Source organism: Microcoleus sp., assembly GCF_049646505.1.
GTDB lineage: Bacteria > Cyanobacteriota > Cyanobacteriia > Cyanobacteriales > Microcoleaceae > Microcoleus.
Map to the genome: position 1 here is coordinate 1 of NZ_JBARVX010000030.1, position 19,630 is coordinate 19,630.

At 48.3% G+C, this 19,630-nt stretch carries 12 protein-coding genes; 8 read left to right on the forward strand and 4 right to left on the reverse strand.

Annotated elements, in window-relative coordinates; all coding sequences use genetic code 11:
• Window positions 1-360 precede the first annotated feature (360 nt).
• Both ispG and ctpC read left to right on the forward strand, forming a co-directional pair.
• Window positions 361-1,584 (forward strand): (E)-4-hydroxy-3-methylbut-2-enyl-diphosphate synthase, encoded by a 1,224-nt coding sequence (gene ispG, locus WBA89_RS02000; RefSeq protein WP_424403588.1) that lies wholly within the window; start codon window positions 361-363, stop codon window positions 1,582-1,584.
• 419 nt (window positions 1,585-2,003) lie between these two features.
• A complete protein-coding gene (gene ctpC, locus WBA89_RS02005) occupies window positions 2,004-3,359 on the forward strand; it encodes a carboxyl-terminal processing protease CtpC (RefSeq protein WP_424403590.1) in 1,356 nt (451 codons plus the stop codon).
• Window positions 3,360-3,686: 327 nt separating this feature from the next.
• Here the strand turns inward: ctpC and WBA89_RS02010 are convergent, their stop codons facing one another.
• Complete coding sequence (locus WBA89_RS02010) at window positions 3,687-3,923, reverse strand: DDE transposase family protein (protein WP_424403592.1); 237 nt, start codon at window positions 3,921-3,923, stop codon at window positions 3,687-3,689.
• Window positions 3,924-4,145: 222 nt separating this feature from the next.
• On the opposite strand from WBA89_RS02010, the gene WBA89_RS02015 reads away from it, so the two are divergent.
• Window positions 4,146-6,770 carry a heavy metal translocating P-type ATPase gene (locus WBA89_RS02015; RefSeq protein WP_424403594.1) on the forward strand — a complete coding sequence of 875 codons (2,625 nt, stop codon included), beginning with the start codon at window positions 4,146-4,148 and terminating at the stop codon, window positions 6,768-6,770.
• A gap of 98 nt (window positions 6,771-6,868) precedes the next feature.
• Here WBA89_RS02015 and WBA89_RS02020 read toward each other — a convergent pair whose 3' ends face one another.
• Window positions 6,869-7,216, reverse strand: a complete 348-nt coding sequence (locus WBA89_RS02020) for a hypothetical protein (protein ID WP_194063909.1) — start codon at window positions 7,214-7,216, stop codon at window positions 6,869-6,871.
• A gap of 105 nt (window positions 7,217-7,321) precedes the next feature.
• On the opposite strand from WBA89_RS02020, the gene tmk reads away from it, so the two are divergent.
• The 3 genes from tmk (at window position 7,322) to msrA (ending at window position 9,669) form a co-directional block, all read left to right on the forward strand.
• Window positions 7,322-7,990, forward strand: a complete 669-nt coding sequence (gene tmk, locus WBA89_RS02025; RefSeq protein ID WP_424403596.1) for a dTMP kinase — start codon at window positions 7,322-7,324, stop codon at window positions 7,988-7,990.
• 218 nt (window positions 7,991-8,208) lie between these two features.
• Window positions 8,209-9,171, forward strand: a complete 963-nt coding sequence (locus tag WBA89_RS02030) for a DNA polymerase III subunit delta' (RefSeq protein ID WP_424403598.1) — start codon at window positions 8,209-8,211, stop codon at window positions 9,169-9,171.
• Window positions 9,172-9,210: 39 nt separating this feature from the next.
• Entirely contained in the window at window positions 9,211-9,669 is a 459-nt protein-coding gene (gene msrA / locus WBA89_RS02035; RefSeq protein ID WP_424403600.1) for a peptide-methionine (S)-S-oxide reductase MsrA, read from the forward strand.
• Between the two features lie 317 nt (window positions 9,670-9,986).
• On the opposite strand, the gene WBA89_RS02040 is transcribed toward msrA, so the two are convergent.
• Both WBA89_RS02040 and WBA89_RS02045 read right to left on the reverse strand, forming a co-directional pair.
• Window positions 9,987-10,352, reverse strand: a complete 366-nt coding sequence (locus WBA89_RS02040; protein ID WP_424403602.1) for a hypothetical protein — start codon at window positions 10,350-10,352, stop codon at window positions 9,987-9,989.
• A 368-nt stretch (window positions 10,353-10,720) separates the two neighbouring features.
• A complete protein-coding gene (locus tag WBA89_RS02045; RefSeq protein ID WP_424403604.1) occupies window positions 10,721-17,377 on the reverse strand; it encodes a translocation/assembly module TamB domain-containing protein in 6,657 nt (2,218 codons plus the stop codon).
• Window positions 17,378-18,041: 664 nt separating this feature from the next.
• Between WBA89_RS02045 and WBA89_RS02050 the strand changes: the two genes are divergently transcribed.
• Window positions 18,042-18,416, forward strand: coding sequence for a DUF3110 domain-containing protein (locus tag WBA89_RS02050; protein ID WP_424403608.1), 375 nt, complete (start codon window positions 18,042-18,044; stop codon window positions 18,414-18,416).
• Between the two features lie 303 nt (window positions 18,417-18,719).
• On the forward strand, window positions 18,720-19,630 hold a 911-nt coding region (murQ, locus tag WBA89_RS02055), incomplete at its 3' end, for an N-acetylmuramic acid 6-phosphate etherase (RefSeq protein WP_424403606.1).

Below are 19,630 nucleotides of genomic sequence, written 5' to 3' on the forward strand. Positions count from 1 at the left end.
TTCCCTCTTCTCTCTGCGCCAAGAGCGCCCTCTGCGGTAAAAAAAAAGGCGTTGCTGATTCTGGCATACAAATCAACTTTTCGCTTGATGTTACAAAGCTCACCATACTTGGCTTATAGCAATTGGGAAATCTTGAATTCATATTTGTATTCAGCAACGCCTTTAATCTTTCGCCCGTTAGCGAAGCCCTCGAAGAGGATCGCCCAAAACTAAACAAAGTGAGTTACAAGTTCGATCGTACTTCTATCAAAAATCCTAAATCCCAAAACCTGTTTACCCAAACAGGTCATTTCTGTGGCAACCTAAAAAACAGCAGACACAATTTTATACACCTTCGTAACAAAACTCTACCAATCAACTATGCAAACTCTGCCCAATCCAACTAAAACCCCCAACCCTCAGCCGATTTTCGACACCAGCATCAAACGCCGCAAAACCCGTCCCGTCAAAGTCGGCAGCATCACCATCGGCGGAGGCAACCCAGTCGTCGTACAATCGATGATTAACGAAGACACCCTCGACATCGACGGATCGGTGGCAGGAATTCGGCGATTGCACGAGATTGGCTGCGAAATCGTCCGCGTTACCGTGCCCAGCATGGCCCACGCCAAAGCATTAGCCGAAATCAAGCAAAAATTGCACGAAACCTACCAACCCGTGCCGCTGGTTGCCGATGTCCACCACAACGGCATGAAAATTGCCCTGGAAGTCGCCAAACACGTAGACAAAGTGAGAATCAATCCCGGACTTTACGTGTTCGAGAAGCCGAAAGCCGACAGAACCGAATACACTGACGCGGAATTCGCCGAAATTGGCGGAAAAATCCGCGAAACCCTGGAACCTCTGGTGATTTCCCTGCGCGATCAAGGCAAAGCTTTGCGAATCGGTGTCAATCACGGTTCCCTCGCCGAACGGATGCTGTTTACCTACGGCGACACCCCCGAAGGCATGGTAGAATCCGCCCTAGAATTTATCAAAATTTGCGAATCCCTCGACTTCCGCAACATCGTGATTTCCCTGAAAGCCTCCCGCGCGCCGGTAATGGTGGCTGCTTACCGCTTGATGGCGCACCGGATGGACGAATTGGGCATGGATTACCCGCTGCATTTGGGCGTTACGGAAGCTGGCGACGGCGAATACGGCCGCATTAAATCCACGGCTGGTATCGCCCCGCTGTTGGCTGACGGCATCGGCGACACTATCCGCGTCTCGCTGACAGAGGCCCCTGAAAAGGAGATTCCTGTCTGCTACAGCATTCTGCAAGCCTTGGGATTGCGGAAAACGATGGTTGAGTATGTGGCTTGTCCTTCCTGCGGCCGGACTTTGTTTAATTTGGAGGAAGTCTTGCATCAAGTGAGGGAGGCGACGAAGCATCTCACTGGTTTGGATATTGCAGTAATGGGCTGTATTGTCAATGGGCCGGGGGAAATGGCTGATGCTGATTACGGCTATGTCGGGAAGCAACCGGGTTATATTTCTCTGTACCGCGGCCGGGATGAAATTAAGAAGGTTCCTGAGTCTCAGGGTGTGGCAGAGTTGATTGATTTGATTAAGTCGGACGATCGCTGGATTGAACCTGAGTAGGTTTGGGGCGGGCACGATGCGATTGGTGTCAACACAGAGACTGCAACTTTTGAAAAATCTCGCTTCTATCTGAGGCCAGATCCCCCCTAGCCCCCCTTAAGAAGGGGGGGACAAGAGCGATCGAAGTCCCCCTAGCCCCCTTTAAGAAGAGGGGGGGACAAGAAAGTCTTCTCAAAGTCCCCTTCTTAAGGGGGATTTAGGGGGATCTAGACTTTGGTACAACGCCGAAATACCAAGGATTCTAGGCGTTGACAAATCAACTTCCTACACCCGCGCCCGCATTCAGGCGCGGCAGCTTCCGCTTCGGGAATAGAACTCGGCAAAGTTGAATAAATATGTATCCAAAATCCGACCAAGCTTTGCCTGTGTTAGATTGAGCGTAATTATTCTGAAGTCTTTTCCTCCCGCGCGTCACACAAATGGTTATAACAAAACGAGGGCTTGTTCTAAGTGCAACAGCAGTTGTACTCACTGCTGTAACTTTTGTCAACACTGGTTGCAGTTCTAAATCTTTGGCTTCTTTTCGGGGAAGTCCTAAAGAATTGGTTGATGAAGTTTGGCAGATTATTGACAAAAGTTATGTTGATGGCACTTTTAACCAGGTTGACTGGAAAGCAGTGCGAAATGATTATTTGAACCGCACTTATACCAGCGATGAAGAAGCTTACAAAGCAATTCGAGAAATGCTGAAGAAGCTGGACGATCCTTACACGCGGTTTATGAACCCTGAAGAGTTCAAAAATATGCAGGTGGAAACTTCTGGGGAATTGACAGGAGTTGGGATTCAGTTGACTCAAGATGAGGAAACTAAAAAGTTGGTGGTGATTTCGCCGATCGAGGATACCCCTGCTTTTACCGCCGGTATTCTGGCAAAAGACATCATTACCAAGATTGACGGCAAAAGCACTGAAGGCATGGATACGAATCAAGCGGTAACTTTGATTCGGGGTAAGGTGAATACTGAGGTGACGCTGACTATTTTGCGGGACAAAAAGGAAATAGATTTTAAGCTCAAACGCGCTAAAATTGAAATTCATCCGGTGCGGCATTCGGTGCAGAAAAGCCCGATCGGCGAAATCGGCTACATTCGCTTAAATCAGTTTAGTGCGAATGCTGCATCGGAAATGCGATCGGCAATGAAGGATTTGGAACAGAAAAATGTGACAGGCTATATCCTAGACTTGCGTTCCAATCCGGGCGGGTTGCTGTACGGAAGTATTGAAATTGCTCGGATGTGGCTCAAGGAAGGTACGATCGTCTCGACGGTCGATCGAGTCGGGGAGGCCGACAGACAAACTGCAAACAAGGGAGAGATTACTGACAAACCCTTGGTTGTACTCGTAGACGGCGGTTCAGCCAGTGCTAGCGAGATTTTATCCGGCGCTTTGCAAGACAACAAACGCGCGGTTTTGGTGGGTACAAAGACTTTTGGTAAGGGTTTGGTGCAGTCGGTACGCGGTGTTGGTAATGGTTCGGGTTTGGCGGTGACAATTGCCAAATATTTTACTCCCAACGGCACTGATATCAATCACATGGGAATTAAACCGGATTTTGTGATTGAACTCACCGACGCTCAAAAACAGGAGTTGAGGCGCGATCGCGATAAAATTGCTACGACGGCAGATCCGCAATACGCGAAGGCTTTAGAAGTTTTGACAAAAGAAGTTACTGGCAAAACAGGGAACGACAAAGCTCAGTTGAAACCCAATTCTGCATCGCCAAAACCGACTGCAGCGCAGGCCAAACCGAGTGCAGCACCTTCTCAATCTAAGTAGAAAACCTCTGCAACTTTTGATGTAAAAAACAGCATTCGATGAAATATCTACGGCTCAAAGCCAAGATTTTTCAACTCGAATGCTTCGCTATTTTTGGCAATCCGTCATGGCGAGTCATCTCAAATCCGGTCAACAGTCAACCAGAATAAATCTAATTCATCTGCGTTAATCTGTGTTGATCTGCCTGTATCTGCGGTAAAAAAAAGAGAATTTTGCAACCGCAGATGACAGTGTAGTCAGTAGTCAACAGTCAACAGTTAACAGTCAACAGTTAACAGTCAACAGTTAACAGTCAACAGTCAACAATCAACAGTCAACAGTCAACAGTCAACCACCTAATTGCGGCTGACATTTGCCGGTGCGAATTAATCCGATGCGTCGGGCGATCGCATCTTCTGCAGAATCGTAAGGGCCCCACTTGTCTATAATAGTAGGGTCTTGTTCTTCGATTTTGGCGATCCTCTGCGTTGGCGTAGCCCCCGTAGGGGCGGGCTCCGCCAACGGCAAAATCTCGCAATTACCGGCCAGACGTTTGACAATATAATATTTTGGTGTTGGTGTCATAGCTAAATTCGTCAGACAAAAGCTGGATACTAACGAAGCAATTCACTGATTGTATCAAATAGAGATCCGCTTTCAACCGAGCAATTAATAAGAATTAAAAAAAACTAACACTTTCGGGAGATGCCGCCAAATTTATCTACTATCAAAATACAGGCATTTGTCTTAACAGTGCATCCAAATATTTCCGAAATACAAAAACCTACTCATCTATACAAAAAAACAATGCAATTTGTCCCCAAAACAATCTCCGAAAATCAACCAGAAATCATCCCAATTAAAGAATCCCCGCCGCCAGAACTTGTGACTTTCGATGTCGGCGGGATGAAATGTGCCGGCTGCGCCAAAGCAGTTGAACGCCAACTCATGCAGCATTCAGGTGTAATTTCAGCTTGCGTTAACTTAGCAGTAGAAGTTGCAACGGTTGAATGCCAACCGGGGGCTGTCGATGCAGAAGCTTTAGCAAAAAAGTTGACTGATAACGGATTTCCCTCTGTGTCTCGGTTAGGTGGAAATCAGCAGGAAGCTGAAGCGGCAACAGTTGAACGGCGGCGGCAAGAAATTCGACAGCAAATCAATCAATTGTCGATCGCCCTTATCCTAATTATTCTATCCGGTTTAGGTCACATACTCGGCACAAAAGCCCCAATTCTCAGCAACATCTGGTTTCACTGGGGACTCGCCACCCTCGCATTACTGCTACCTGGCCGCCCGATTATCGTTGACGGCTGCCGCAGTTTGTGGCGAAACGCACCCAACATGAATACTTTAGTAGCTTTAGGCGCTGTCACCGCTTACACCGCTAGCAATGCGGCGCTGCTGTTTCCACAGATGGGATGGGAGTGCTTTTTTGACGAACCAGTGATGCTGCTGGGCTTTATTTTGTTGGGTAAAACTCTCGAACAGCAAGCCAGACGGCGCGCTGCATCAGCTTTGCAAGCTTTAATCGCATTGCAGCCGGCAACCGCCCGCTTAGTTGATTTTAAACTGCCGATTTTAAATTTAGACTCGGAAGAATTGCCCCCAAACTCGACATCTCAACTCTACAATCCACAATACATTGAAATTCCAGCCGATCGCGTCAGAGTCGGAGAATGGCTGCAAGTTTTGCCAGGGGAAAAAATTCCCGTAGACGGCGAAGTCTGCGAAGGCAAAACCACCGTAGATGAGTCGATGTTGACTGGCGAATCGATGCCTGTATTGAAACAACCGGGAGATACAGTCGCGGCGGGAACTATCAACAAATCCGGCGCAATTGTGATGCGCGCAACTCGCACCGGCGAAGAAACAACTGTAGCTCAAATGGTGGCTTTGGTGCAAGCTGCCCAAACTCGCAAAGCGCCGATTCAAAATTTAGCTGATACTGTCGCCGGATATTTTGTATATGGCGTAATGACGATATCGGCTTTAACTTTCCTATTTTGGTATTTTGCCGGAACTCATATTTGGCCTTCTGTGCTTTTAGGACAGGATATGGGGCATGGGGCATCGGGCATGGGGCATGGGGCATCGGGCATCGGGCATTGGGCATCGGGCATGGGGCATGGGGCATCGGGCATGGTAAACCAATTACCAATTACCAATTACCAATTGCCTATTATCCATTATCAATCTTCTGTGTTGTTAAGTTTGAAATTGGCGATCGCAGTTTTAGTTGTGGCTTGTCCTTGCGCTTTGGGACTTGCTACCCCAACTGCAATTTTAGTCGGTTCTGGTATCGGTGCGGAGCGCGGACTTTTAATTCGCGGCGGCGATGTTTTGGAACGGGTGCATCAATTAGATACGGTGGTTTTTGACAAGACGGGCACTCTCACAACCGGCAATCTTACACTCACTGATTATTTGCCGATTTTCGACAACAGGCAAGATGCCTGTTCCACAATTTCTACAATTATTGATGGTGTTTCTGGTAACAGGCAAGATGCCTGTTCCACAATTATTGATGGTGATTCTGACAGCAGGCAAGATGCCCGTTCCACAATTGACTCAAAACTGCTGCAAATTGCCGCAGCGGTGGAAAGGGGCGCTTGTCATCCCATCGCCGCAGCGATTTTGCTGGAAGCTCAACAGCAAGGTTTGCCGCTGCTACCTGCTGAGGATTTCTACACGGAACCGGGATTGGGGGTTTCTGCTTTGGTTGAGGGGCGGCGGGTGTTCGCGGGGAATGCCGCGTGGATGGGCGAGCAGGGCGTGGCTGTGGCTGCAGAACTTTTGGAGTCTTGCCAAGGCAAAACGGCGGTTTTCGTGGCTTCTGGGGGCGTTTTGCTGGGGGTAATCGGGCTAAAAGATACTCTGAGGTCGGATGCTAAGGCGGCGGTGGAACGTTTGCGGGAAATGGGATTGCGGGTGATGATGCTGACGGGGGATACGGAGGAGGCGGCGGCGGTGGCGCAGCAGCAGCTAGGTTTGGCGGCGGCTGATGTTTTGGCCGGGGTGCGGCCGGATGGAAAGGCTAGGGCGATCGCCAGTTTACAAGCTCAAGGCTGTAAAGTGGCTGTGGTGGGGGATGGCATCAATGATGCGCCGGCTTTGGCTCAAGCTGATGTCGGTATCAGTTTGCACTGCGGCACTGATGTGGCTGTTGAGACGGCTCAAATTGTGCTGATGCGAAATGCTTTGATGGATGTTGTTGAGTCGATCGACCTCGGTCGCGCTACTTTTAATAAGATTCGCCAAAACTTATTCTGGGCTTTTGCTTACAATACTTTGGGAATTCCAGTTGCAGCAGGTATCTTGCTACCCGCAACCGGAATTCTACTCACTCCTGCGGCGGCCGGTGCATTTATGGCCTTTAGTTCTGTTAGCGTAGTGACAAATTCTTTGTTGCTACGCCGGGGATTTCGAGCTTAAATGTAGGCTTGCAGATAAAAGTCATCAGTCATTGGTCATTAGCCACAAACTAATGACTGATGACTGATGACTGATGACTGAGGACTAATGACTGATGGCTACAGTGCCATACTTTCCAACAGCCGCCAATTATTGTTTTTCATAATTGAACGGCTGACTAGCTCGAACATTTGACGGCAGTGGTTATTGGTTTGCAGCGGCAGTTCCTCGTTTTTAATCACGAAGTTCATCCGAACCTCTGAGTCGCTGGCCGTATTTTTCTCAATTAGGACTTCTGCTGTGACAAGTTTGGCAATCGAAACTTGACCGGGAATTTCGCGAGCCATGAGGGAATCTCCTGTATTGTAGATAATATCAAGATTGCATGACTCTAAAATTTCAATCAAGGACTGACGGAGACGGTCGATCGGAACGGCAACGATAAAAAAACCAGTATAACGAGCCATAGAAAACTCCAGCCGTGAGGCATTTAGATTTTATTATCATACCGAACCTAGAAGAGATCGACAGTACAATATGGATTTATTTTATTTAAATGGAAGGTTAGAGTCATGAAAGGCAAATTTATCGTCTTTGAGGGGGTTGAAGGTGCGGGTAAAACTACGCAAATGCAGCGGTTGATACATTGGCTGCAAGCAAGTTGCTTTTTGAAAGTAGGGTTGGCGGCTACTCGCGAACCGGGGGGGACTGAGCTCGGAAAGCAACTGCGACATTTGTTGCTCAAACAAGATTCCGGAGAATTGGTATCTGAGATGGCAGAATTACTGATGTATGCGGCCGATCGCGCTCAGCACGTCGAAACTTTTCTGAAACCAGAGTTATCTAAGGGAACAATTGTCTTGTGCGATCGCTTTACTGACTCTACGATTGCTTATCAGGGCTACGGCCGCGGTCTTAAGTTAAATTTAATTAAGCAGTTGAATGAAATTGCCGCGGGCGGCTTGCAAAGCGATCTGACTTTGTGGCTGGATATTGATGTGGAAGCGGGTTTGGCGAGGGTAAAAGCTAGGGGAGGGCGCGATCGGATGGAGCAAGCTGATTTGAAGTTTCACCGCCTCGTGCAGCAAGGTTTTGGGGAGTTAGCCGAGGAACATAAATCTCGCATTGTTCGCATAAATGGCGATCGTCCCGAACACGAAGTCGCCCAGGAAATCCAAACCATTGTAACTAGCAAGTTAGAAGCTTGGGGATATTCAAATAACCCCAATTCCGAAAAGTAAGGAATGAAAATTTAATAACTTAAGCGATTACTCGTTACTTTCGCTCTGCCTCCTTATTATCTCGCAACTTATATCAAATCCGTTAAGATCGGAATGATTTAACCACAGAGAACACAGAGAACACAGAGAGATTAGAGAGAAATGAATAATTCCGTAACGGAATTGATATCAGGGGGCTGTCAACTGTCAACTATCAACTGTCAACTGTCAACTATCACATGAATTATTTTACATCATTAATCGGACAAAATGGAGCCGTAGAATTACTAACCCAAGCAGTAGATCGCAACCGCATTGCTCCCGGTTATTTATTTGTCGGCTCTAACGGCATCGGTAAAAGTTTAGCCGCCCAGTGTTTCATCGAGCTGTTATTCTCAGCCAATATTCCCGCAAAGCAATCGATCGCCTCCGTGCAAAATCGCGTGCGGCAGCGAAATCATCCAGACTTGCTCTGGGTAGAACCAACTTACATGAACCAAGGCAAACGGCTTTCGGCAAAGGAAGCAGAAGAAGCAGGTTTAAAACGGAAAGCACCGCCCCAAATCCGCTTAGAACAAATTCGAGAAATTAGTGAATTTTTGAGCAGGCCTCCGCTAGAAGCTGCGCGTTCAGTGGTAGTTTTGGAACAAGCAGAAACAATGGGCGAAGGAGCAGCTAACGGGTTGTTGAAAACCTTGGAAGAACCGGGCAAAGCAGCCTTAATTTTAATTGCTCCGACTGTCGAAGTTTTGCTGCCGACTTTGATTTCTCGCTGTCAAAAAATCCAGTTTTCTCGGCTGAATCCCGAAGCAATGGCGCAAGTTTTGCAGCAAGCCGGATTCGCGGATATTTTATCCCGTCCGGAGGTAATGGGGATGGCTCAGGGAAGCCCTGGGGAGGCAATTGCGATTTGGCAGCAACTGCAATCAATCCCCGACGATTTGCTGCAAAAGGTAAAGCATTTGCCTCAAAATCTGCCCTCTGCTTTGGAATTGGCCAAGGAAATTGATAAAACTTTGGATACAGAAGCTCAGTTGTGGTTGATCGATTATTTACAGCATTGTTATTGGCAGCAATTTTTGACAGGGGGAATTAGTCGATCGCCCTTAGAACCCTTGGAAAAAGCACGACAATATTTGCTAAACTACGTACAGCCGCGATTAGTTTGGGAATGCACGCTCATGGGAATATGTCAAGCATAATCGAGTGCCAAGTTTGATTCCAATACGATGATTGACACGATGGAAAAAGCCACATTTGCCGCCGGTTGTTTTTGGGGAGTCGAACACAAGTTTCGCGCCGTTGCCGGTGTCGTCTCGACGGCTGCGGGCTACACGGGAGGTCACTGGCCAAATCCCTGCTACCTCGACGTTTGCGCCCGAATCACCGGTCACGTTGAAGCAGTTGTGCTAGAATACGATCGATCGACCGTCAGTTACGAAACACTGCTAGATTTATTCTGGAACTGTCACGATCCTACCCAAATCAATCGCCAAGGCCCCGACAGAGGCGAACAGTACAAATCTGTAATTTTTTATCACAATTGGGAACAAGAAAAAGCCGCCCGCGCCTCCAAACAAAAGTTGCAAATTTCCGGCAAATACGACAAAGATATTGCCACTGAAATCAAACCTGCCGGCGAGTTTTACCTAGCAGAAGATTACCACCAGCAGTATCTTGAAAAGCAGCGGCAGAAGTAGATGATTCGGCGGTTGAAACCGCATCTGCACAAACGATGTCGGCCCCAAGGCCGACTGGTTCGTATGACTGTTGACTGTTGACTGTTGACTGTTAAGAGGGCGGGCACTCTTGGCACCGCCCCTACTGACTGTTGACTGTTGACTGTTGACTGTTGACTCGATTTGATTGTACTACCATTTTTCTTTCATATGTGGTATAGATCAAATCTTAGCCCCCCCGAAATCGCGGGGGGGTTGGGGGGGGTAATATCTAGCGCTACTTTATGAAATTGGTATACCGATGCAACCGGAAACGATATCATGGGGTTTGCAGCTATTCAGCTTGTTGCTCGATCGACCTTTTCAGGCAACATAACTAGCTTTCCAGTTATATCCATAGTTGCACATTTCAACACTTCATTAAAAGCTAAACCCCGAATTTTTAGCTCCCACCGAATGCCTTTTGCTTTCATTCGCTTAGCTTTTCGCATATCGACATCGGCAGCTTTTTGATGCAGGAGCAAATATTTCATTGCTTCTGTAGCTTCAACTTTTGTGGCAAATGCAATGTAGGTGATATATCCGCCGTCCCAGTGGTTGGCGTTGCGGATGCTGCTGATAGTCGCGACTCTCGGACTAAATCGGTTCCAGTAAAAGTCACTGTAGCCGATCGACTGTGTTTTTACTTGGAGTTTGTTTGCCATTTGACTTAACTCCTATAACCTAGTGTGCGGGATGTGCAGAACTAATTTTCTGCTATTACTATTATAGCAAATTATTCACAAATGGGAATGGGGAATGGGGAATTGGGAATTGGGCATCGGGCATCGGGCATGGGGAATTGGGAATTGGGCATTGTTAGCTGTTGACTGATGACTGTTAACCGTTAACCGTTAACCGTTAACTAATGACTAATGACTGTTAACCGTTAACCGTTAACCGTTAACCGTTAACCGTTAACCGTTAACCGTTAACTAATGACTAATGACTAATGACTAATGACTAATGACTAATGACTAATGACTAATGACTAATGACTAATGACTAATGACTAATGACTAATGACTAATGACTAAAACCTCAATTCGTATTCACCAGTAACGCGATTGTCTCCTTGAAAATTAGTTGAACCTCTGAGCAAAATCTTGTCGCTCAATCGATAGCGCAAGTTAAATTCTGTCGGCTGATTTGCTGACAAAACTCGAATGATTGATGCCGAAAGATTGCGCGTGATATCGGCCCCAACTTCTAAACCTATGCCGAGAGAACCCGCACCGGAAGCGCCCCCAGAACTGGAACTGGCTGTTTCTCCTTGGTTGCCTCGAATTCTAGTCGGAAATAACCGAAATTCCGTCAATCCTGTGGCGTTGGTAATCACCGATTGCAGGTTGTTTAATAAACCCGCACCGGCTAGATTTGCGATCGCCAGTGTACTGTCTCCCTGTCCCAATGTCTGCACGAAACTGCCGCCTAACAGCGCTACAATCTCTGTTTCCGATCGGCTTGGAGAGCTCCTCAACTCCAGACTTTCGGCTAACTGAGAAGCCCTTCCCTGCACTAACGCTTGAATTCGGACACTCCGCACGCTGCCGAAACTTGTCGGTGCGTCGGATATTTCAGAGGCGACAGAAGTTCCCGGAGTGCGGAAGCGCGTTACTTCCTGTACCGAAGTTGCTAACCTCACATCCAGCGTCGGATCGAGTCCTTGTTCTGGTAAAAAGGTAGCAGTTTGCGGGTATCCCTTATCGAGCTTAAACTGCGTTGTAAACAAATTCACCGCCCCCGAAGTCAACCGAATCGTACCCTCCGGGCGAATATCGTCTAAAGTTCCGTTCACCGTCAAACCCCCAGTCGCCTGGAAATTCAATATCGGCGGACTCGTTACCCGCACGCCCCGGCCCAACTTCAGCCGCAAATCGTTTAACCCTACCTCAAAGGAGGGGGAAGCCAAAGGCGCGTCAGGAAAATCGGCAGCCGAATCTGCAGGGGAATCTGCAGGCGCGGAATCTACAGGGGAAGAAACTAACTCAGTTGCGCCGCCGCCGCCCGCACTTGGGAGAAATACTTCGCCGTCGTAGAGTTCAATGTTACCGCTCAACTGCGGCCGGAAAGCCGTGCCCGTTGCTTGGACTTGACCGACTGCGCCGCCGCGATACAATCCTCTGAGATTCAAGGCCAGCTTGTCGAGATTGACAGCCAAAGGATTTGCTGCATCGACATCGCCCTCCGCAAAGGGCACGGACAGCGGAATCACGCCCTGCGCCACAACTTCTCCCTGACTCAACTGTCCCCGAACTCGTTCTACCCGAATTCGATCGCCCTCAAAGCGCACCGTCCCAGTCAGCCCTGTTAGCGGTTCTGGGAAAGCTCTCGCCCGGACGGTAGCATTTTCAAAATTCGCAATTCCTTCCGCTACAGGCTCTTCCAGCGTCCCTCCGACACGTATTTGCACCTGTCCCTTGCCGCTGACCCAGGCAATTTGCGGAGTCAAGACATTAATAATTCCTAATCCTTCATTTTCCAAATTCGCCCTCAAATCAATTTGATTGCTGTCAGGTTTTACAGCAGCAAACGGCAACTCAAAAGGCAAACTTCCCTGAACCTCAATCGGTTCGACTTGAGTTATCAAAGCGCTGCCGCCAAAATTGAGGCGGGCATTGCTGTAACTAAAACTGCCGTCAGCTTGTTTAATCGGTTCTCCGTTTAGCGTACCCTCAACCAAACTCAATTCTCCGGTGGCCTGCGGGTTTTCCAAACTGCCGGCCAAGTTCGCCCGCAAATTCAAATTTCCGGTGACATCCACAAAGGGCAATTCTACCAGTTCGGCTAACTTTTCGACCGGCACATTTTGTATCCGCAACTGCCCGGATTGAGCTTTTTGGCTTAGTTGTCCCGAAAAGCCGATCGCACTTTTGCCCGATCGAATTTCCAGAGGTAAAATAGTTAAAACCCCGTCCTGAAAACCGCCCTCAATGCTGAACTTTTCAGCGACATATTGGCCCCACTGCCAATTATCGCCCGTAACGTTAAATTGAGCTTCCACCCCCGTTCGCAAAGAACCGGCGACAGCAATTTCCCCGCCAAAAGTCCCCTGCAATTCAGATAGCGGCGGCAATGTTTGCGATTCTGCAATCACCTCCTGCCGCCGCTGCAAAAGCACTTCAATTTCTGCCAAACGGCGCAACTGTTCGATTAACGGGGCTTCCGGTTCTCCGACAGCGACAGTTTGCACGTCGGCGGCGCTAGCGTAAACCGGAGGTTTGAGGCCTCTGGCTAAATCGCCTAAATTGAAATATTGTAAAGCGACTAAAATCTGCTGCAAGTTGCCCTGCTTGATGTTAACTTTCCCGGCAAATTCCGGGTTTGCGCCTGTTGTGACATTGCCGGAAATTAAGTATTCACCCGTACCTTGGCGGAAGATGCCGTTTGTCAGAGTGGCGTTGCCTCCTTCATAGCTGAATTCGGCTTGAAAACTGTCACCTTTAATGTAGCCGATCGCTGGTTGGTCGATCGCAATTTGTCCGTTTGCTTGCAAAGTCTGCGGATTTAACGGCATCTTCCAGCCCGGTACATTCACCTGTCCAGAAACCGTACCAGTTATCGGCCCCAAACCGGCATCTTTCCCCGGCGACAGATTCAAAGCAGCGAGGGGAAACTCGCTTAAATTCACTCGCAAAGTTTCTCCCTCAGTTTCGCCGCGGGCTACAGATTCCCCGCGTTTAACCAAGAAAGAAGTCGGCAGAAAAGATGAATTTAAAGCTAATTCAATTTTGTCGCTTGCGCCGGCCAAACGCAAGTTTACACTTTTATCGGAATTCGCACTCACACTCCCCGCCAGTACCGGATCGAATTCAACTTGATTTACTGCCAAATTCCGCACTTCCACATCGCCAACCAAGCTGAGTGAAGCGAGATTTCCGGTGAGGCGGCCCGTGAAATCGACATTGCCGCGAACAGGCTGATTTGCTTCTGAAGCATTGTTGACATTCCCTACTTGCAAAAATCCTAATTGTTCTGCTGGTAAGGCTGCCAGGTTAAAATTGGAGAGTTTGATATCCAAATCCAAATTTTCAATTGACGGCAATCCTTTACCTTCGAGTTCGACATTCACAAATCCGCTGGCTGTCAAACCCGGAGTTGCAGCTTTTTCTATTTCTACCCGCTTTCCATTCCAGTTAAATGCTGCCTCAAAAGGTTGTTTCAAAAACGGCAATTCGGAGATGCGGAAACTGCCGCCGGCGCGAACATTTTGTAGGGGCGGTGCCCCCGAAGCAGCGGCTATCGGGCCGGATAAATTGACATTGCCGTTAAATATGCCTCGCAGCAGCGGGAGATTTTGGGCTTGGGAGACTAAACCGCTGGCTTGCAAGCTTTGGCGCTGCGATTCAAAGGCTTGCTGGAAGCGGCTTAGGGCAATTTGGTCGCCTTCGATTGAGGCGCGCCAATTCCCGGAGGCGGCGCTACCTGTGGCGTTGACAACTCCGCCGCCGTTGGCGAGTCGAATTTGTCCGTCGCCGTTGGCGGTGATGCCGTTGGCGGTGAGATTGTCTACACTGCCTAAAATTCGGACTTTACCGTCGAGGGTGCCGGCTATTTCTGGCGGTAAATTGGCTGTCAGCAACCCTGTTTGTTTGAGGGTTTGTTCTAAGTTGCTGACTGTAACTCCGTCGGTTTCTAGGAATGCTTCTAAGTTGCCGTTTTCCAATGTGGCTGCAGTATCGATCGCCCCCAGTCGATCGACCAAAATCACTCCTTCTGCCTTAGCACTAATTCCCTTCGCTGTCAAGTTATCCAAACTGCCCGCTGCTGCCAGTTGGCCGTTAACTCTGCCGTCAAATCCTTTGGGCAAAGTTGCCGTCAGCGCAAACAGTTGGGTATCGCGGATTGTTTGTTCTAAGCGGCTGAGAATAACTCGATCGGCATCAGCAAAAACTTGCAACCGTCCACCATCTAATTTACCTTTAAAATCAACCGTACCATCGGCAATATTGAGTTGGCCGCTGCTGTTGGCTGAAATATCGGCGGCGGTTGAATTATTCAGATTTCCCGACGCTTGAATTTGATTGGATATTTGTCCGTCTAGCGATTTTAGATTTTGGATTTTAGATTTTATATTGTTGAGATTGGCGACTGTTTGGGGGTTTTCAGCAACGAAGGCGGAAGCGACATCTAACAGTGGCAATCCTAAATCTACCAGGCGGGTGATGGAAGTGCGATCTGTTTCGGCAATTCCCTCCCAATTTCCCTCTGCCAATTCTCCTTTAAAATTGACGTTGCTGCCGGCAAGATTGAGTTGGCCTCTGCCGCTGGCATTGATGCTGCTAGCGGTTAAATTGTCAAGACTTCCCGATGCGGTAAATTGACTCGATAGCTGTCCGTCAATCGATTTGAGATTTTGGATTTTAGATTTTAGATTGCTGTACTGTTGATTTTCGGGATTGAATGCTGAAGCTACATCTAAAATCGGCAATCCTAAATCTACCAAGCGGCTGATGGAAGTGCGATCGGTTTCTGCGGTTGCTTGCCAATTTCCCTCGCTCAATTCTCCTTGCAAATTGACATTGCTGTCAGCAAAATTGAGTTTGCCGTCGGTCTTGATATTGATGCCGCTAGCGGTCAAATTGTCAACATTTCCCGCAGCTAAAACTTCACCTGTTAGCTGTCCGCCCAGGGATTTGAGATTTTGGATTTTGGATTTGATATTGTCGAGATTTGCTGAGGATTGCAGGTTGACAAACGGTAAACCAATATCAATTAATTGATTGACAGCCACTCGTTCTGTATTGCCATAAACTTGCCAGCGGCCGGATTCCAGTTTGCCGCGAACATCTACAATACTGTCAGCAATATCTAGTGTTCCTTTGGCGTTAGCAGCGATCGCATTTAAACTCAAATCGTCCAGAGTTCCCGCAGCCTCGGCGGTTCCGCTGAAAAAACCTGTTAATTGCGGAGGTAAATTAAGTTCTGGCAAGACTTGCTGTAAACTATTAATAGCTATGCGATCGCCCTCGATCAAAGCTTCCCACTGCCGATTTCTTAAGGCTGCATCCACATTTACATTAGTGTCGCCAATTTTGATAACTGTATTTTGCAAATCTACCGCATTACCTCGGCTTATAATTTCACCACTTGCGGGAAAACTTCCTTGCAGCGCTTGCCATTGAACTCTAGCTTGGATGTTGTCAAAAGGGCCGAAAACTTGAGCTTTGGCGGAGACGCTGCCAATTTTAACAGTAGCAGGAATCTGGACAGCGTAAATTTGGGCGAGATTATCTGCGGGTACATTTTCAGCTTGCAAATCAAACACCAAACCCGATCGCGAATTCCCGCTTCCTAAAGCTATATCGACTTCACCTTTCCCGCTAATTTTACCGCCCGCTGCCGGCACTATCAATATATCGCTCAAAGCCAAACCGACAGAGGAAAATGGGGGAAGAGAAGATTGAGTTTTGGGAGTTGGGGTTTGAGCCATTCTCCTCGGTTCCAGCTTAAAATTAGTGCTAATATTGTTTAATTGCAGGCGATCGACCACAGCGGGTTTTGTGGAGGCGATCGTACCAGTCAGCAGTGGATTTGCAACGGTTCCAGTTAGTTTGGTATCTGCCTTGATTTCTCCGGCTACTGCGATCGGCAGTACAATTTTCTGCCCTAACTCTGTTTCTACCGTACTGACAACATTTGCCACGGCTACGGGCTGCACATTAGTTATTAGATTGAAGCTAGCTCGATCTAGGTTAAAATTTGCTCCTGTTGCGACTGTTCCGGCTATTTTAACTGGAATTAAACCGTAATTAGCAGTCAAACTATCCACAATCACATTAGTTCCCTGAAACCGCAATTGACCGCTGCTATTTTGGATTGTTTGTTTCAGGGGCTTGATATTTGCTTGCAATCCGGCAAAACTAGCCGTTCCAGTAAGTGCTGATAATTTATTTTCTCGCAATTGCACGGTTAAGTTGCCATTTGCCAGACCTTTTTGTAAAGAAATTCCCGGCAGTTTCAGCAAGCGGGCGAGGTCGGACAAAGGCAAATTTTGACCTTGCAACTGCAGGTTAGTTTGAGCATCAGGCAACAGAGAATCGCCCTTGACTGCAAAATTATCATTATTGGTAAATTGACCGTTGAGTTCGTAGAGGATGCGCTGATTTTGCTCGCGAAATAAAGCGTTTCCGTTGTTCAGACTTACAGAAATAGGAGCCGATTTTGGCTGTCCGATGGGGGGATTTGGCACTAAAAGTGCGCTGACATTTTCAACGCGCACGGCATCAATTTCTGTTTTAAATAAACCTGGTTTTTTGGGTTCGGATGTGGGAATATTAATCCAGGTACCTTGCTTGTCTTGTTCGATATAAACGCTGGGTTTAATTAAGGTAATATCTAATTTTAGAGTGCGGTTGAACAGCAGCGGCCAAATTGAAAATTTTACTTCTACTGCTTCTGTAGAGGCGTAATCTGGATCGGTTGAAGTTGCGGGTACGCTCGATCGGCCAAACCGCAAACCAGTCGGAGAAAATCGCTCCAATTTTCCGATTTGCACGGGCCTCTTGAGTGTCTGACTGACCTCAGATTCCACCAAAGGAGCTAAGTTTGTCCGCACCCACTCCTGTGCGACCACCGCCCCAACCAGGCCGAGAATGCCCAATCCCGTACCGCTAAGCAGCAGCAGGCGCCACCAGCGGCGTCCGGGGCGGGCTGCGAGTTGATTTTTGTCATCGTCCGAGTTAGTCATGCTTGTCTCTGAGAGCTTGTGATATCAAATCCGTTAGCATCGGAATACTAAATTAAAGTTGACGGTTGACTGTTGACGGTTGACTGTTGACGGTCAAAGTCATCTGACGGCACACAGGAATTGATATCATATCGTTTTCGGTTGTATCGGTATTGTTCAAACCATCAACAGTTAACAGTTAACAGTCAACAGTCAACATCACCTGACGGTGTTACCGGAAATGATATGAGAATTCAGGAATCAGGAAATCAACCAAGGTTCGATGCGGTAGAATTGCTTTGATTCTGCCTTTTGCCTTTTGCCTTCTGTCTTTGGTAGACTCAGAACAGAGGCCGGAAGTGCCGATCGAACCCAACTCTCGGCAGAAGGCACGCCCCCACTCTAGGGTAGACTGCAAAAACCTTTACCGAATTCAATCAAAACACGCAACACCACCCAAAACCAAGTCCTCCAACTCCCCCAAATCCTCTAGATTTCCCCCCCAGTGCAGGATCGGCCCTCAATCAAAAATCTCAAATCTCCAACCGAGTTGTCTAAATCCCTCAAATCCTCTCGATCGCGCCGCGCGCAGGATCGGCCCTCAATCAAAAATCTCAAATCTCAAATCGATCGCCCGATCGCTTCTAAGATAAAAAAACGGTGGTTAAGAAGGTCTTTAAAACTTATGCGAGTGTTCGTCTTACTCTTCAATGCCCGCACCGAGAATGAGGGAATTCATACCATTCAACTCGGCGATCGCAACAAAGTTCTGATGTTTGAGTCGGAAGATGACGCCACCCGCTTTGGCGTGATGTTGGAAGCTCAGGATTTCCCCGAAGCTACCGTCGAGGCGATCGACGATATAGAAATTAAGGAGTTCTGCGACAGTGTTGATTATGATTGGGAACTGGTGCCGGCGGGCGCGCTAGCGATTCCGCCAGAAGACAATGTAACACAGACTCAGTGGCAGGCCGAGAACCAATCCGAGCCGGAGCCGGATTCTGAGGTTTCCCAAAACGAACTCGATTCTATTCGGCGCCGACTCGAAGGACTTTTGTAAGAGTCAGCAGTCAGCAGTCAGTAGTCCTCAGTCATTAGTCATCAGTCATTAGTCATTAGTCCTCAGTTATTGGTTAATGGTCATGGGTTATGGGTGACGGGTGACGGGTAATTGCCTCTTGAGGAAGATCGCGCCAGTTTCAAGCGAAAATCGTTCGGCGGTTGAAACCGCGTCTACAGAAACAAAGTCGGCCTGCGCCGACTGGTTCGTCAAGGGTATCCAAAACCCGGATTTGATATGACAACTGACAACTGCTTTCCTAACAACTAACAACTGACAACTGCCAACCGACTAATTAAAAAAATGAAAAATTTGGAAGAAAGAGGCCATCTGCTGACTGAACAGGTGAATGCCAATAGCGAGAATTTAGACCAGCTAAGTTCGATCGAATTAGTGGATTTGTTCAACCGCGAAGACGCCCAAACCTTAAGTGCGATCGCCAGCGCCCGCGAAGAGTTAGCCCGGGCGATCGACACCGCCGCCGAATCTCTGCATCAAGGAGGCCGCCTGTTTTACGTCGGTGCGGGAACTTCCGGGCGTTTGGGGGTACTAGATGCCGCCGAGTGTCCCCCCACCTTCTGCACCCCGCCAGAGCTCGTACAAGGCATAATAGCCGGCGGTGCGGGGGCTTTGGTGCGGAGTTCCGAGGATTTGGAGGATCGGCCCGAAGATGGGGCGGAGTCGATCGCCCACCGTCACATTAACAACTTAGATGTGGTTGTCGGAATTACCGCAGGAGGCACAACACCCTTTGTAGCCGGTGCCCTGCAGGCGGCGCGACAGCGGGGGGCGAAAACTGTATTTATCGCCTGCGTACCCGTGGAACAGGTGAATTTTGAGGCGGATGTTGATATTCGGTTGTTGGTGGGCCCGGAGGTGGTGGCGGGTTCAACGCGCTTGAAAGCCGGTACAGTCACAAAAATGGCTTTGAATATCATTTCGACTGGGGTAATGGTGAAGCTGGGGAAGGTTTACGGCAATCGGATGGTTGATGTGGCCGTGACTAATCAGAAATTGCGCGATCGGGCGGTGCGGATGTTGCAAGATTTGACTGATTTGAGCCGGGATGAAGCGGGTTTTTTGCTGGAAAAAAGCGGCAAGTCTGTTAAGTTAGCTTTGATGATGCACTGGACTAATTTGGAGAAGGAAGAGTGCGATCGAATTTTGGGCGAGTTTCAAGGGAATTTGCGATCGGCCCTAGCATCAATTAGTCA